At 47.3% G+C, this 16,434-nt stretch carries 11 protein-coding genes; 6 read left to right on the top strand and 5 right to left on the bottom strand.

Translation table 11 applies throughout. From position 1 onward, the window contains the following. Positions 1–224 precede the first annotated feature (224 nt). Complete coding sequence (gene dnaE / locus FJQ87_RS14705; RefSeq protein ID WP_140933253.1) at positions 225–3,698, top strand: DNA polymerase III subunit alpha; 3,474 nt, start codon at positions 225–227, stop codon at positions 3,696–3,698. Between the two features lie 48 nt (positions 3,699–3,746). Continuing rightward, entirely contained in the window at positions 3,747–5,264 is a 1,518-nt protein-coding gene (gene tilS / locus FJQ87_RS14700; protein ID WP_140933252.1) for a tRNA lysidine(34) synthetase TilS, read from the top strand. A gap of 114 nt (positions 5,265–5,378) precedes the next feature. On the opposite strand, the gene FJQ87_RS14695 is transcribed toward tilS, so the two are convergent. Continuing rightward, entirely contained in the window at positions 5,379–6,263 is an 885-nt protein-coding gene (locus tag FJQ87_RS14695; RefSeq protein ID WP_140933251.1) for a GGDEF domain-containing protein, read from the bottom strand. Positions 6,264–6,467: 204 nt separating this feature from the next. On the opposite strand from FJQ87_RS14695, the gene FJQ87_RS14690 reads away from it, so the two are divergent. Further along, positions 6,468–8,408 (top strand): monovalent cation:proton antiporter family protein, encoded by a 1,941-nt coding sequence (locus tag FJQ87_RS14690; RefSeq protein WP_140933250.1) that lies wholly within the window; start codon positions 6,468–6,470, stop codon positions 8,406–8,408. A gap of 16 nt (positions 8,409–8,424) precedes the next feature. On the opposite strand, the gene FJQ87_RS14685 is transcribed toward FJQ87_RS14690, so the two are convergent. Further along, positions 8,425–9,033: a TetR/AcrR family transcriptional regulator gene (locus FJQ87_RS14685; RefSeq protein WP_140933249.1), complete on the bottom strand. Its 609-nt coding sequence runs from the start codon at positions 9,031–9,033 to the stop codon at positions 8,425–8,427. Positions 9,034–9,163: 130 nt separating this feature from the next. Between FJQ87_RS14685 and FJQ87_RS14680 the strand changes: the two genes are divergently transcribed. The 3 genes from FJQ87_RS14680 to FJQ87_RS14670 are packed head-to-tail and all read left to right on the top strand — an operon-like array spanning position 9,164 to position 12,292. Next, the gene (locus FJQ87_RS14680; protein WP_140933248.1) at positions 9,164–10,066 is read left to right on the top strand and encodes a TonB-dependent receptor; all 903 of its coding nucleotides are present in this window, start codon (positions 9,164–9,166) and stop codon (positions 10,064–10,066) included. After that, positions 10,063–11,172, top strand: a complete 1,110-nt coding sequence (locus FJQ87_RS14675; protein ID WP_206194348.1) for a BamA/TamA family outer membrane protein — start codon at positions 10,063–10,065, stop codon at positions 11,170–11,172. The genes FJQ87_RS14680 and FJQ87_RS14675 overlap by 4 nt, the downstream gene beginning before the upstream one ends. A 1-nt stretch (position 11,173) precedes the next feature. Next, positions 11,174–12,292 (top strand): DUF4056 domain-containing protein, encoded by a 1,119-nt coding sequence (locus FJQ87_RS14670; RefSeq protein WP_140934141.1) that lies wholly within the window; start codon positions 11,174–11,176, stop codon positions 12,290–12,292. A 77-nt stretch (positions 12,293–12,369) separates the two neighbouring features. On the opposite strand, the gene FJQ87_RS14665 is transcribed toward FJQ87_RS14670, so the two are convergent. The 3 genes from FJQ87_RS14665 to FJQ87_RS14655 all read right to left on the bottom strand — a co-directional run bounded on the left by FJQ87_RS14665 (position 12,370) and on the right by FJQ87_RS14655 (position 16,362). Then, positions 12,370–13,488, bottom strand: a complete 1,119-nt coding sequence (locus FJQ87_RS14665; protein WP_140934140.1) for a patatin-like phospholipase family protein — start codon at positions 13,486–13,488, stop codon at positions 12,370–12,372. Between the two features lie 548 nt (positions 13,489–14,036). Continuing rightward, positions 14,037–14,495 carry a peptidylprolyl isomerase gene (locus FJQ87_RS14660; RefSeq protein ID WP_140933247.1) on the bottom strand — a complete coding sequence of 153 codons (459 nt, stop codon included), beginning with the start codon at positions 14,493–14,495 and terminating at the stop codon, positions 14,037–14,039. 151 nt (positions 14,496–14,646) lie between these two features. Further along, positions 14,647–16,362 (bottom strand): proline--tRNA ligase, encoded by a 1,716-nt coding sequence (locus FJQ87_RS14655; RefSeq protein WP_140933246.1) that lies wholly within the window; start codon positions 16,360–16,362, stop codon positions 14,647–14,649. Positions 16,363–16,434 lie beyond the last annotated feature (72 nt).

Below are 16,434 nucleotides of genomic sequence, written 5' to 3'. Positions count from 1 at the left end.
AGCTATGTTGCTGCTAGATGGCTTATGTCGATGTGACGCGCTGGATGAGCTTATCCTCAAGTTTTATCCGTATTCGTATCATGCTGATTACTATCTGATAGTGGCGTGATATCAAGTTAATAACACCAAGGGTTAGCCCCCGCCTGAACACGCTTTTAGTTTTGGTTAACTAGGCGGCTCATGGTATCTTTTGCCCTTCGATTGGTTAGAGTATTCAAGTTCCCATGTCTGAACCCCGTTTTGTGCATCTTCGTGTCCACAGTGACTATTCCATGAGTGATGGCGTTGCCAAGGTGAAGCCAATTTTGGCGCGCACAGAGGCATTACATATGCCCGCACTGGCATTAACGGATCAGACTAACCTCTGCGGCTTAGTTAAATTTTACAGTGGCTGTCATGATAGAGGCATTAAGCCGATTATTGGCAGTGACTTTGGCATGCAAGTGCCAGGCTTTGAAGGCGAGTTGTGTAGCATTACTATCCTTGCCATGGATAACGAGGGTTATCAAAACTTAACCCAGCTCATCAGCCAAGCGTATTTGCGTGGCCATATTCTAGATAAAGCGGTTATTGATCAAGACTGGCTATTGACCTATGGCAAAGGCCTAATTTTACTGTCTGGCGCTAAAGATGGCGATGTTGGTAAGGCGTTGCTAAAGGGCAACACCACCCAAGCCAAGGCCTTGTGTGACTTTTATCAACAGCATTTTCCAGACAGATATTACCTTGAATTACTGCGCACTGGCCGCGCCGATGAAGAGCGTTATTTGCATGCGGCTGTGGCCTTAGCCGATGAGCGCGGCTTGCCTGTGGTTGCCACTAACCAAGTGGTATTTTTAACCCCTGAGGATTTTGAAGCTCATGAGATTCGCGTGGCGATTCATGATGGTTTCACCTTAGCTGACCCAAGACGCCCTAAAAAATACAGTGCTAATCAATATTTACGCACTGAAGATGAAATGTGTGAATTGTTTCAGGACATTCCAGAAGCCCTTCAAAACTCAGTCGAGATTGCAAAACGCTGTAACGTTACTGTGCGTTTATACGAATACTTTTTGCCAAACTTCCCGACCGGTGATTTATCCATTGAAGACTTCTTGGTGGCAAAATCTGAAGAAGGTCTTGAAGCGCGTCTTGAGTTTTTATTCCCAGATCCTGAGGTTAGACGCGAGCGCCGCGGCGAATACGATGAGCGCTTAGCGGTTGAACTTAAAGTGATTAACCAGATGGGATTCCCTGGATACTTCTTGATTGTGATGGAGTTTATTCAGTGGGGTAAAGATAACGCAATCCCAGTGGGTCCAGGGCGTGGTTCGGGCGCGGGTTCATTAGTGGCTTACGCCTTAAAAATTACCGACCTTGACCCATTAGAATACGACTTACTGTTCGAGCGCTTCTTGAACCCTGAGCGTGTCTCTATGCCCGACTTTGACGTCGACTTTTGCATGGATAGACGCGATGAAGTGATAGATCACGTGGCTGAGCTTTATGGCCGAGAAGCAGTATCGCAAATCATCACCTTTGGTACTATGGCGGCCAAAGCCGTAGTGCGAGACGTTGGGCGTGTGCTCGGTCATCCTTATGGTTTTGTCGACCGTATTTCAAAAATGATCCCAGCAGAACCTGGCATGACCTTAGCTAAAGCCTTTGAGGCCGAGCCGAGCTTACCAGAAGCCTATGACGCGGATGAAGACGTTAAAGAGCTGATAGACATGTGTCGTCAGCTTGAAGGCGTTACCCGAAACGCCGGTAAACATGCGGGGGGCGTGGTGATTGCGCCTACCAAAATCACTGACTTTGCGCCGCTTTATTGCGATAGCGAAGGTAATTTCCCGGTCACTCAGTTTGATAAAAACGACGTTGAAACTGCAGGCTTAGTAAAGTTCGACTTCTTGGGGCTAAGAACCTTAACCATTATTGACTGGGCGCTGAGGATGATTAATCCAAGGCTTGCCAAAATGGGTAAGCCGCCTGTGGATATTGAGCGTATCCCAACGGTAGATCCTAAGTGTTTTGCCTTACTGAAGCGTTACGAAACCACGGCCGTGTTCCAGCTTGAATCGCGCGGTATGAAGGATTTGATTAAGCGCCTGCAACCCGACTGCTTTGAAGACATGATTGCCTTGGTGGCCTTGTTCCGCCCGGGTCCTTTGCAGTCAGGCATGGTAGATAACTTTATCGACCGTAAGCATGGTACTGAGGCCGTATCTTACCCCGATGAAAAATGGCAGCACGAGAGCTTAAAACCCATTCTCGAACCGACCTACGGCATTATCTTGTATCAAGAGCAGGTAATGCAGATTGCCCAAACCTTGGCGGGTTATACCTTGGGCGGCGCCGACATGCTGCGCCGTGCTATGGGTAAGAAAAAACCCGAAGAAATGGCTAAACAGCGCGCTGGTTTTGAGCAAGGCGCCGTTGATAACGGCGTGGACGGCGAGTTGGCGATGAAAATCTTCGACTTGGTGGAAAAATTCGCAGGTTACGGTTTTAACAAATCTCACTCAGCCGCCTATGCACTGGTGTCATACCAAACCTTATGGTTAAAAACCCATTATCCCTCTGAATTTATGGCAGCGGTTATGTCTGCCGATATGGATAACACCGACAAGATAGTGACCTTAGTGGATGAGTGTGACCGCATGGGGCTCACCATCATTCCGCCTGACGTTAACAAGGGCGAATTTAAGTTTACTGTTGATGATGAACTGCGCATAGTTTATGGCATTGGCTCGATTAAAGGCGTTGGTGAAGGTCCGGTAGAATCCATTCTGCAAGCCCGTGAAGCTGGCCCCTTTATTGATTTATTTGATTTTTGTGCCCGCGTCGATTTAAAGAAACTGAATAAACGTGTGATTGAGCGCCTAATTCAAGCGGGCGCCTTAGATAATTTAGGCCCGCACCGCGCCTCCATGATGGCGACGTTGCCAGAGGCGATTCGCGCCGCCGATCAACACGCTAAAGCTGAGGCCATAGGTCAAGGCGATATGTTTGGTTTACTCAATAGTGAGCCTGAAGACAGTAAGCAACAGTTTGTGGATTGCCCCGCTTGGCCCGATAAAATTTGGCTCGAAGGTGAGCGTGAAACCTTAGGTCTGTATTTAACGGGTCACCCTATTAATCAGTACTTAACTGAGCTTAAGCATTACACCAGCGGCCGCATTAAAGATGTGCATCCCACTGAGCGCGGTAAAACCGCGAAAGCTGCGGGCTTAGTGGTGGCTACGCGCGTGATGGTCACTAAACGTGGCTCGAAAATGGGCTTAGTGACCTTAGATGATAAGAGCGCGCGCTTAGAAGTCATGCTCTTTACCGAAGCCTTTGAAAAATTTGGTCACTTGCTTGAAAAAGATAAAATTCTGATTTGCGAAGGCGAAGTGAGTTTTGATGATTATTCTGGCGGTAACCGTATGACGGCGCGCAATATCATTGAAATTAGCGAGGCGCGCAGTCATTTTGTTAAAGCGCTGGAAGTGGATATTGATGCTAGTCGCGTTAATCTTGATGGCTTAAATCAATTAACCCAAATCTTAAGCCCATGGAAACAAGGCGCTGTGCAAGTGCGGATTAATTATCAGCAAGCGCAAGCCTTCGGTCAGCTTGTCTTAGGTGATGAGTGGCGAGTCAACCCCACAGATGAACTCGTGCTGGCGCTGCAAGGCTTATTAGGGCCAGACAAGGTACGGATCTTGTTCTAGCACTCAGCGGTAGATGTATTTTTAGATTTAACAATCAAGAGGTTAGCTATGGATTTCGCGTTAATGGCGCCATTGTTGGCACAATTTGAACAAGCTATTAAGGCGTTAGAAGTCGCAGCCCCTCTTAGCCCCGCAAGTCACACCCGCACCTTGTTTATTGGTTACAGTGGTGGCATGGATTCTGAGTTATTGGCGGCCACTGCGGCGGCTTTTATGCAGCATCAAGGATGTGACGTAACTGAAGAACGCGTGCGCTACCGTGTGTGCTTGGTGCATGTGCACCACGGCTTAAGTCAGCATGCTGATACTTGGGTTAAGCATTGCAGTCAGCGCGCCGCGCTCTATCAATTGCCGTTAACTGTGTGCCGCGTCAATCTTGATAATCGTGCGGGTAAAAGCTTAGAAGCTGTTGCTCGAGACGCTCGTTATCAAGCGCTTGATGATTTGATGGCAGCAGGCGATGTTTTACTTACCGCTCATCATCAAGACGATCAACTCGAAACTGTGCTGCTTGCCTTAGCCCGCGGCTTTGGGCCATTAGGCTTAAGCGCTATGGGCGCAGTGCAAGCCTTTGGCGCGCATAAATGGCAGTGCCGACCGTTTTTAGCGTTAAGTCGTGACGAGTTAGAAGAGTTTGCCGCTTTATTTGCTATTACTCACATTGATGATGAAAGTAATCAAGATACCCGCTTTGATCGCAACTTTTTACGCCACGAAATCATCCCTAAGCTTAAACAGCGCTGGCCTGCCATTGCCCGCACGGCGTCGCGTAGCGCCAGTCTATGCGCCAATGAATATGAGCTATTAACTGAAGAAGTCGATGTGCGTTTGCAGCGTTTAGAGCAATATTCAGCCATAAATGGCATGAGTCTCTGTGTATCTGGCTTAGCTCAGTTATCACCTGATTGGCAAACGCAAGTGTTAAGGCGCTTTATTCAGCGCAGACAATGCCCCATGCCTAGCCAAGTGCAACTGCAGCAAGTGTTAATGCAGATTCATTCGGCCAAAGAGGATGCCAAAGTAAGCTTGCATGTTTCTGGCTGTTTATTAAGACGTTTTGGCGATGGCCTCTATGTGGCGACGGCATCTGTTTCTGATAAAGCGCGCTTTGAGGTTATCCGTCAGGCAATAGTGACAACCTTAGGGCAAACGTTGGGGCAGGGAAAAGAGGCGCTGGATTTACAGTTATTGAGTTCACAGGCGCTGAACTCGCAATCACAAAGCGAACCCTGTTTGCGTCTGGCGTATCCGAGTGTGCAACTTGAGTGGCGCTTAGCCCGTGAGGGCGCGCGTTTACGATTGCCGCATCAGGATGAAGTCGTAAGCGTTGGTTATTGGGGGGATAAAGACATCAGTGGCCGTTTACGCTGTCATCCGAGTTTTCGCCATCAAGGGCGCGAGCTTAAGAAAATGTGGCAAGAATTAGCGGTCGCGCCATGGATTAGAGAGCAGGTCCCGTTAGTGTTTTATAACCAAACCTTAGTGGCCTCAGGATTATGGGTTGAGCGTCATGCGCTGGCCCAAGACCAAGGTGCGGGTTGGCTTGCCTGTGTTACTCCAGGCTAATGGCTAATAGTCCATGTTTAACTTTAACTTTAGCTTTAATGTTAACGCGTTAGTCCCCAACGACTCATGTCTAGATTGTTCAAGATTGTTAACTGGATTAAACCGCGGCTGATATTAATCGCAAGCGCTACAGGCGGTATGTTTGCCACTGGCTTTAGCAGCGTACAAGGCCTTATCTGCAGTTTCATACAGTTTGGCGGCAGTGGCACTGGCTTGCCACTGAGCTAAGCCTATGCTCACACCTATCTTAGCTTGTTGGCAAGCCTCATTGGCACTCACTTGCGCAAGTATGCGGTTTGCGAGTAAATGGGCGCCAGCAGCATTAGTATCAAGCAAAATGGTAAATTCATCTCCGCCCACTCTAAAACCTCGGTCGGTATCCCGTAGTTGCTGATTGAGAATACTGGCGAAACTTTGCAGCAGTGCATCCCCTTGTTGATGGCCTTGGTTGTCATTGACCTGTTTAAAGTTATCTAAATCCAAAATCATTAAGGATAGAGGCAAGCCATTGCGGCGACTGCGCGCTATGGCTTTATCCATGCTTAATTCAAAGCCGCGGCGATTACCTAAGCCTGTGAGACTATCATGCATGGCTTGATTAGCCACTTGGCTGTGAGTCAGGGCATTATTGATGGCTGGGGCTAACCAAGACTCAAATAGTTGTAAGCAGAGTAAATCATCGCTGCTCAGCGCCTTAGCTAGATAATATTGCAAGGTAACATTGGCTACTATGGGTCTATGAATGTGTTGGCCTGACTGATGGCCCCACACCCACTTGTTAGTGGCTGTGTGCAATTTTAAGCCGTGGACAGGCAAGAAATTGCCGATCACTTGGGAAAATGTCGCGAGCACTTGCTCCGGCTCTAAGCTTGCATGTAAGCGCTGCAAGATAGCAATTTGATCTTGGCTAGATAAGGATGACTTAGGGTTAAAGCCAGGCCAAAAGCCTAAGTTGCTGTTAGCTGGATTGATATGTGCTATTTGGGCGAATGAGCTCATGGTAACTCCCTTAGACGTTGGCAATCTCAGTTACGTCTATGATTGACCGATTTGGTTGATATTACTTAGCAATCTCTGTGCCTACTTAAGAAATAAATAAATTTGTCTTTACTTGTCATTCGGTTACTATTTACAAGGCGTTAACATTGTGAGTGGAAGCTGTCAGATAAGTCGCACTGGCATTTTTTTGACAACGGGAGGTCTATGGAACAAGCATTCTTGGTAAAGATCCTGTTGATGTTAGTGATTGCTATTGCTTCGATTGCTTGGTTTCGACGTTTAGGGCTGCCAGCCATTTTGGCTTACTTATTAACCGGCATGTTAAGCGGCCCTGGCGGCTTTGATTGGTTTAGTCAGCAGCAAATGCAATCGGTCGCTGAGCTTGGCGTTGTGCTCTTGATGTTTACCTTAGGGCTAGAATTTTCTTTGCCGCGATTGCTGGCCATGCGCCGCACTGTGTTTGGTTTAGGCAGCGCGCAGGTGATTGTGACATCAAGCGTCGTCGTGTTAGTGTCGCTGGCGCTAGGCTTATCTTTGGTAGAAGCCATGATAATTGGTGCGGTTATCGCCTTATCCTCCACGGCTATTGTGCTTAAACTGCTTAACGAGCAAGGCTGGTTAAGGCGGCGCCACGGCGAATTGTCGGTCAGCGTATTATTGTTCCAAGACTTAGCGGTTATTCCGTTATTGATTCTGTTACCTCTTATGGGCAGTGAGAGTCAGGCTGCTAATCACTCCGAAATATTTATCGCCTTAGTGAAAGGGATCGTGGCCTTTGTAGCCTTGATGGCCTTTGGCCGCTGGGCGCTCCCTAAATTATTTGATGAAGTGGCGCGCTCACGCTCCAATGAGTTGTTTGTACTCACTACCTTAGTGGTTGCCACTCTGACTGGAGTCTTTACCCATTGGCTCGGATTATCCATGGCGCTCGGCGCCTTTATGGCAGGCATGTTATTGGGGGAAAGTCAGTATCGGCGCCAATTAGAAGCGGACATTAGTCCATTTCGGGATTTGCTGATGGGGCTATTTTTTATCTCCATAGGCATGCTGCTGGATTTAACCTTAGTGGTGTCATTTTGGTGGCAAGTCTTAGTGATTTTACTTGCGGTAGTTGTAGGTAAAATTGCGATTTTATTCGGCATTTTGCGCCTCAGCGGTGAGTCTACAAAAATTGCGGCGACCAGCGCTATTACCCTCGCGCAAGTCGGAGAATTTAGTTTTGTAGTGTTGGCATTGGCAGTTAATTATCAGCTACTTAGTAGTGAAATTAGCACCATTTTAGTGATGGTGGCTGTGATATCCATGGGATTAGCGCCAGCGTTAATTCGTCATTGCGGTGAGATAATAGGCGCCTTTGGCGGCATGGGCGCAGATGTTGAAAATCATAGTGTTAGCCCTAAAGTGCGCCAAGCTCAGGTGTTGATCTTGGGATATGGACGTGTTGGTCAAACCGTAGCCCGCTTTTTGCGCTCAGAAGCTGTGCCTTATGTGGTGTTAGATCTCGACCCAACCCGCGTATCTGAGGCGCGAATAGCAGGGGAGCCAGTATTATTTGGCGATGCCTGTAAACGTAGTTTGTTGTTGGAAGCGGGGTTACTTGATGTAAACATGTTAGTGATTAGCTTTTGTGATGGCCGCGCCTTAGAAGAAGTCTTGCCGCTGGCGCGCGAATTAGCGCCGCAACTCACTATTTTAGTGCGCACCCGTGATGACTCTAACATGACGGAATTTGAACAAGCAGGCGCGAGCCAAGTGATCCCTGAATCCTTAGAAGGCAGCTTAATGTTAGTGTCGCAAGTCTTGTATCGCTGCGGCGTGCCCTTAACTCGAATTTTAAAGCGCTTAGAGTCGGAGCGGCGTAATCATTACCATTATTTGCATGGCTTTTTTAGCGGTCAAGAATCGGATTTTACTTTAGAGCAATTGCATGCGGTGGCGCTGCCGGCATCAGCCTGGGCCGTGGGTAAGCGCTTGAGTCAAGTACCCGTTGCCCGCCTTAGAATTGAAATTCGGGCAATTCGGCGCAGTGGCGCAGAAGTTGAAAATCCACCCTCTGACTGGTTGCTGCAAGCCGATGATATTTTGCTGTTGCAAGGTAAGCCTAGGCGGGTCGAGCGGGCTGAGATATTTTTGCTGGGAGGTTAAATTTGCTTAATAGCAGTTAACCATTGAGCTTATTCACTGCGTAAGCGGCTAAAAACACTCGGCAAATTTCAGCATTACTAATATCGGCGGCGTTGTTATCGCAGTGCGTATCTAATTCGAATAGACTTGGCCATAAAAACACACCATTAAATAGGCTCTTTAAGGTGCGACTCATGGCCTTAATATCCCCGCTGAGTTTGCCTGCCTTCAGGGCATCTTTTAACCAGAGGTCGATACTATTGTCTTGCTCACGCACCAACGAGAGTAATTGCTTAGCCATTTCAGGTTGTTGTAAACACTGAGATAACAGCATGCGAATACTCTGCATACTAGCATCAAGGCACAACAAGGCGCTTTGCTCGCTCAATAGACACATTAATTGTGGCTCTAATGCTAATTCAGGATTGAAACATTCAGATGTAGGCGTTTGTAGCTTAAGGTGTAAAGCTAATAATACTGCCTTGAATAACTCGAGCTTATTATCAAAATGGCGATACAAGGTGCGTTTAGATACGCCTGCGGCTAAGCAAATATGGTCAAGATTAGCGGCTTGATAACCTTTTGCGAGAAATTCATGCTTGGCTTGCTCAAGTATGGCTTGATGCTTAAGTTCTGATAATTTCATGTAAATTTTTATTAAACGGCCTAAGTTAACTCTCGACTAAAAGTACACTCACAAGTTTACTTTTTCAAGTCGATTATTTAGACTAGCGCCTCACCTATGGTCTAATTGCCTCAATGCTAATGGAACCCCAATGAGCTCGACTCGCGCCTTTCTTTCGCCGTTATTTATCTTTGCTCTTTTTTCACCAACAGTTAACGCTGAGGCGTGGTTGCCGCTATTTGCTGATGAAGCCATCGCAAAAGGTTACGTGCTGCCAGAGCCTTTTGGTTTGAGCATTGGCGCTATGCATGTTGAGCAAGGGATTGAGGTTGATAGCATAGGTTTTGGTGGCTTGAATCATCCCTTTTTTCCAAACCGGCCGTTAGCACCTGATGCCATAGATATCAGCGCTGAGCACGGTGAGCAGCAAAGCCAAGTCTATACCCTGCGCGCCGATGCTTGGTTGTTACCCTTTTTAAATGTCTATGCCATCGCTGGAAAAATGACTGGCTACACTGAGACCAAGGTGCATGTCAATAAAGTGCAACTGATACCAGGTCGTCCGCCTATTACCCAAGGCTTACCTTCGTTTGATTTTCGATTAGATTTAGACGGCTACTTGTATGGCGGCGGTATTGTGATTGCAGGCGGCGTGGGTAATTGGTTTACCTTGATTGATGCCAGCCTTACTAACACCCGCTTAACTGTGATTGACGGCAACATTAACGCTTTCGTGTTATCACCGCGTATTGGTTATGACTTCTCAGATAAAGGTTTACCGCTGCGTCTGTGGGTAGGCGGTATGTATCAAGAAGTAGAGCAAGAGCTTAGCGGTAAGATTAGTGATTTAGATTTAGGCCCTGCGGGAAATGAGCTGATTAAACTCGTCGATAGTAATGGCGAAGCGCGTTTTGATGTGGAGCAGCATTTAACTACCCCGTGGAATACCTTAGTGGGTTTCCAGTATTTGATTAGTAACGACTGGTCGCTGGTAGGCGAAGTTGGGCTGGGTGGACGCCAAAGCGGCATGTTATCTCTAGAGTACCGTTTTTGAGGTTAAGCATTGGCTTACTTGCGAGCATAGCGGCCTTATTCAGTCCGCTAGCGAATGCCGACTGGCTTGAAGATATGCTCAAAGAGCTTGGCGGCAGTAAGGATATTGATGTCAGCCAAGGCATTGACTGGGGCGTATTGCCAGGACCTTTTGTCAATCCTGTGCAAGGATTTGGCTTAGGGGTTGCTGCCATTGGTTTATATTCGCCGTCCGGGCGAGAAGATAATGTCCAACTCTCAACCTTAAGCGTTAAGTCGTTTGTATCAAGTTCCGGCTCCTACGGACTTGGCGTTGAAAATCGCAGTTACTTTGGCGATGACACCTGGCGTTTGGGACTGGATGCTTGGCTTAGCCATTCGCCGCAAGATTATTGGGGCATAGGCAAAGAAGCTGCCAGCAACAGCGCCAATCAAACGGCTTACGATAGCCAAGTGTTAGAGTTATCGCCTAATGTCAGTTATCGCTTACTGCGTAATACCTATGTGCAGCTTGGCTGGGACTTTCAGTCAGTAACTGAGCTGAGTGCCGAGGGGCCTGCGCTTAATGCTGAGCAATTGCAAGACAGTCGCATCAGTGGACTCAACCTGTCTTTGGCTTATGATAGCCGTGATTTTGCGCCTAATCCCGAGCGCGGCTTATTGGCAGAAATTAAGTATCAACACTATAGCAAGCAATGGGGTTCTGACTTTGGTTTTGACAAGATGTCAGTCAATGTCCGTCAATATCATAGGTTTAGCCCGCAGTATATTGTCGCCTTTGAGGTTTATGGTGAAGGCTCTCGTGGCGATGTGCCTTGGTACGCCTTGCCAAAGCTTGGCACGGATGGCCGCATGCGCGGTTACTATCAAGGGCAATATCGGGATAACTATTTTCTTAGTAGCCAAATTGAATTGCGCCAAGCGTTGAGCGAGCGTCATGGATTGGTTTACTGGGCTGGAGCTGGCAATGTGGCTCCTGATTGGTCTGGATTATTTAGTCAAGACTGGCTACCGACCTTAGGCATAGGTTATCGCTTAGCCTTTAAACCTAGGGTGAATATCCGCTTAGATGTTGGTATTGGTAAAGATTCTAGCGGCGTGTATTTCCAAATTAATGAAGCATTTTAAGATGAAGCCATCCCATGTCCGCGCCCTAATACACACTGTGCTTATTGGCTTAGTGTGGCTGATAAGCATGCCGGCTCGCGCCATCGATGCGCCTGTGGGCGTGCGTCCTTGCTGCGCCTTTGGTACTAACTTAAAGGCGAAAATGGGCAGCGTGCCAGTGCCATTTTTTTCTCTCGCCAATGTGGTCGCCATTACTGACTTAGGAGGGCATCAATACAATGATGGCCGCCAAGGAGTAGTGACTAGCTTATTAGGAGTTGGCCGCGAGGCTAATGGCTTAATCTATACTCGCCATGGCGGTTTTATCGATATCGCCCATGTGCGTGATACTGCCGATAACACTTATTATTTGTATCAGCAATTGTGGCCTTATATAGGCACTGACTATGAGTTAGCCTTAAGTGCTGAGCTGCGTTCCCGTCAAATAGTGCTGCATCAACAAGACTATGCCCTAGATAATGACAGTAAGCGTCAGTTGGGGGTAGAGTTTGCCAGCGTTATGGCCTATCAGTTGGCTCAGTGGCATGAAGTGGCGCAGTGGTTTGGGATGACATCGGTGGGCGGCTGGTCTGAGCTTGCCTCAGCTTTTTCACCAGAAGACTTGTACTCCAATATGTTAGGCGCCATTTTAGCCCGCGATATTTTGCAGCAAGCGCCCAATCTCAGTATTAAGCAATTTAGCGAGCAATTTAGTGTGAGCTTAGCCAAGCGTTTAACTGAGCTTGGGGCAGAGGATGTTGCAACCACTCAAGCCAAGCTTAATGCCCTTGATGGCAACTGGTGGAATAGCAATATGCGCCTGCCGGATAAATGGGTGCTGCAAAAGCGTGATTATCAGCTGCATTTTCAATTAATGCCCCACGGCGCGCAGTCACCGGTCATCTTATCTCTGCCCGACCATCTTGATGCTTATGGAGAGCTGCAGCTGGTGGCCGCTAATCAAGAAGCCAACTTTGGCCGCTTAAGCGCAACTGCAACATCTGCGGATGTAACAGCAAAAGCTGCGGCCAATTTAGTCACTAAGCCCGTCTGGACCTATAGCGATATGTTGCTATTAGCGTCTTATGCCAAGCGGCAAGATACGGCTGAACGAGCGGACGCCGATATTTTGCAGCAATAAGCGTACTTCGATTAACGCCATTAGCTGTTGTTAACAGCAGTTAACGGCTTTAATGACGGCCATTAACTGCTATTGCCTTAACCATTTATTTGAAAAAACTGCTTAATATCATCGAGCTGACACATGGCATCTTGATAACCCAATTGGATTAAGTGGCGGGTATATTCTTTTTCAAATAACAAATACGACAAAATACTCGATTCTGCATGTTGATTAACCCCTATGACTTTAAGTAATAGCCGCACAGCTTTTGGCATCTCCATATAATACTGCGCTGCAATCAGGGTCATGTCTTCACTGGGTTTAATCACTAAGGTTTCGATAGGTTTGAGTGCTAATTGCTGGCGATATGGCTGCGGTATTAAACCTAAGGTGTTGTTAACTCGCTGCAAACGCTCCAAATCGGTATTGAGCGTGTCTGAAAATATACTATCCAGTAAATGCCCAGTTACGCCCGCGAGCCTTGGGTGATGGGGCAGGGACTTAGACTGATCTTTATGCATGCTTTCAAGGTTTATCACTAGCAGTTTATCGGCGCCTAAATGAATTGGGCTCGATAATGGTGCTTGCTGATGAATTGAGCCATCCCCATGATAATCTTTGTGAATTTTTACCGAAGGGAACAAGGTCGGAATGGCAGCGCTCGCTAATAAGTGCTCGGTATTAAGGCGCTGGCGCATACCATAGCGTTTATGGCGCTGCCAATTAGCCACTTGATGCTGGGCCTGAAAGAAACAGTAACTGCTAGCATCGTTATAACATGAGGTTTCCACGCTCACCGCGCGCAAAAAACCGTGCTGAATATTCCTATCAATCCGCTGAAAGTTGATCACTTGACTGAGTAGGTGCCTAAGGGGCTCATTATTAAATAAGCTGCTGGCATCCGGGCTGACCTTGTCATCTTGCAAACCGCGCAGCAGCATCTTAATCAAATGACTACTGACAGCGCCTGCTGAGGCGCAGTAAATATGATGAGTTTGCATATTGCGCCACACCCATTCTAATTTACGCACCCCTAAGTGAAAGCAGCTGGCATAACTTGCCATGGCCGTGCCATTAATGGCGCCCGCTGACGTGCCGCAAATAACCTGAAATGGTATGCCATGATTGCGCGGATACAGTTGTGCTATCGCTTTGAGTACACCGACTTGATAAGCAGCGCGGGCGCCACCACCACCGAGTACTAGGCCAATCATAGGCCCGAGAGGTGCTGGTGATGACAATGAATTAATGGTTTCTCGCGTGGAGACATCCAATGTGGTCGTCATACTCACCCCTGAGTCGATTGCGCTACTTAATTAAAACTTAACTCAGCTTGTGCATATCCTCCAGCGTATTAGCAAAACAATTTTTAGTTCTGTTGACAGAAGGCTCTGATTTTATGTTTAAAATCCATTGTCATCGAAATCATCACTAGCATCAAATGGGCTAGCGCTTAGGTGAGTGTATATAAGGCATCAGGCAGAGCGCCTATTGCGGTGGTGATTAAATTGGCCGCCTCGCTGTTTTTTGTCTTTTCATGCTTTGTTTGAGTTTGCTGGCAATAGAGAGGATAAGTTCGCGTGCTTTTGCGGTCATACTGCAAGCTTACAAGCATCAAGGAAAGCTGCATTATATTAAGGAAAGCAGCATTGTTGCGCGAACGGGAGGTGAAGCATCACGCGGAAAATAGAATTCATCAAGCCCATCGTGGCGACAAGCTTGATGATGAGTTAACCGCTTTTAGCCGATGAACTCGCTTAGATTAGTGCACATGACCGCGGCTAATCTCTTCCATGCTGGCATCGCGCACATCGCGAATAGTGCCGCTGAACGTTAAGGTTTTACCAGCTAATGGATGATTAGCATCCACAGTCGCTTCGTTGTCATTAATGGCAGTAATAGTCACTGGAATATCGCCATCTGGGCCTTGAGCTGAGAATGACATACCTACTTCTACCTTTTCCACGCTGCCAAAGGCTTCTACTGGCACCTGCTGGACATTGCTTGGGTTATATTCGCCATAACCATCTTCGGGGGACACTGTCACCAGAAAGCTATCACCGGCTTTTTTACCTTCAATGGCTTGCTCTAAACCACGGATGATATTGCCGACACCGTGTAAATACGTTAACGGTTCACGGCCTTCAGATGAATCAACCAGATGTTCATTTTCATCGACCACCAAATAATCTATGGTGACTACCTTGTGTGCTTGGATCATAGTATTGTCCTATCTTAGCGCGTAATACGCGGCCACAATAATATTTAAAATCAGGCCATTACATAGCTACCTTAAAAGTAACCTTGGCTAAATCATTAAAATAAAAAAGCCTCACACCCTAAGGTCTGAGGCTTAATCACAGCATTACCGCTTAACGAGGTAATTGTGACTTAATGAAATCAACGATTTGATCAAACGGGATTTCTTGCTTTTCACCAGTGCGACGATTCTTGTATTCGTACACTTGGTTATCGATATTGCGATCGCCAATCACGATCACGTGTGGCAGACCAATCAGTTCCATATCGGCAAACATCACGCCTGGTCGCTCTTTACGATCATCAAATAACACTTCAACACCAGCAGCGGTTAAATCCGCATACAGTTGCTCAGCGATATCAGTAACGCGATGCGACTTGTGCATGTTCATTGGCAGAATACCCACTTGGAATGGGGCAATTGCATCTGGCCAAATAATACCGCGATCGTCATGGTTTTGCTCAATGGCTGCTGCCACAATGCGGCTTACGCCCACACCGTAACAACCCATCAGCAATACTTGTGACTTACCGTTTTCATCCAGTACAGTGGCGTTCATGGCCGCTGAATAGTTAGTACCTAACTGGAAGATATGACCAACTTCAATACCGCGAGCAAAGGCATAAGTACCTAAGCCATCAGGCGTGGTTTCACCTTCAACTACGTTACGTAAATCAAAGGCTTCAGCCAGTGGTAAATCACGCTCCCAGTTGATACCAAAGAAATGCTTATCTTCTTGGTTAGCGCCGCCGGCAAAATCGCTCATCACAGCTACGCTGTGGTCGATAAATACTGGCATAGTTAAACCGACTGGACCGATAGAACCAGGGCCTGCGCCTACTGCGTCACGGATTTCAGCATCAGAAGCAAATTCCAGTGGCGCTGCCACTAATGGCAGTTTGTCAGCTTTAACTTCGTTAAGTTCATGATCGCCGCGCACGACTAAGGCCACTAATGGGGCCGCTTCAGTGGCGCCGCGCACGATTAAGGTCTTAACAGTTTTGGTGATGTCTAAACCAAATTGCTCAACTAATTCAGCAATGGTTTTCGCATTTGGAGTATCTACCAATTCCATGGCTACAGTCGCAGCTTGGCGAGTAGTCGTTGGCATTGGCGATTCTGCTTTTTCAATGTTAGCGGCGTAATCGCTGCCAGTTGAGTAAGCAATTAAGTCTTCACCGCTGTTAGCCAGAACGTGGAACTCGTGTGACATGCTGCCACCAATAGAGCCAGTATCAGCCAGTACTGGGCGGAAACCTAAGCCCATACGGTTCATGATGTTGCTGTAAGCGTTAAACATGGAGTGATAAGTATCATCCATGGTCTGCTGATCTAAATGGAAAGAGTAAGCATCTTTCATTAAGAATTCGCGTGAGCGCATTACGCCAAAACGTGGGCGCACTTCATCGCGGAACTTAGTTTGGATCTGATACAGGTTCAGCGGTAACTGCTTGTATGAAGTTACTTCTTTACGAACTACGTCAGTGATCACTTCTTCATGGGTAGGTCCCAGAACGAAATCACGGTTATGACGGTCCTTAAAGCGCAGCAATTCTGGGCCAAACTTATCCCAACGACCTGTTTCTACCCACAAATCTGCTGGTTGAACCATAGGCATTAGTACTTCAATGGCGCCAGCATTGTTCATTTCTTCACGAACAATGGCTTCCACTTTACGCAGTACACGCAAGCCTGTCGGCAGGTAGCTATAAAGGCCAGAGGCATTGCGGCGGATCATGCCCGCACGCAGCATCAACTGATGGCTAATAACTTCTGCATTGGCAGGGGTTTCTTTTTGAGTAGATAGAAGGTACTTGCTGACTCGCATTACCGATTTCCCAGTATGAATTTAATGGCGGTCATTTTATCACTAGGAATAGGCTTGTCACCTCTAAAGCCA

The sequence above is a fragment of the Shewanella sp. SNU WT4 genome (assembly GCF_006494715.1).
Taxonomy (GTDB): Bacteria; Pseudomonadota; Gammaproteobacteria; order Enterobacterales; family Shewanellaceae; genus Shewanella.
This window is presented reverse-complemented; position numbering and strand designations above follow the sequence as displayed.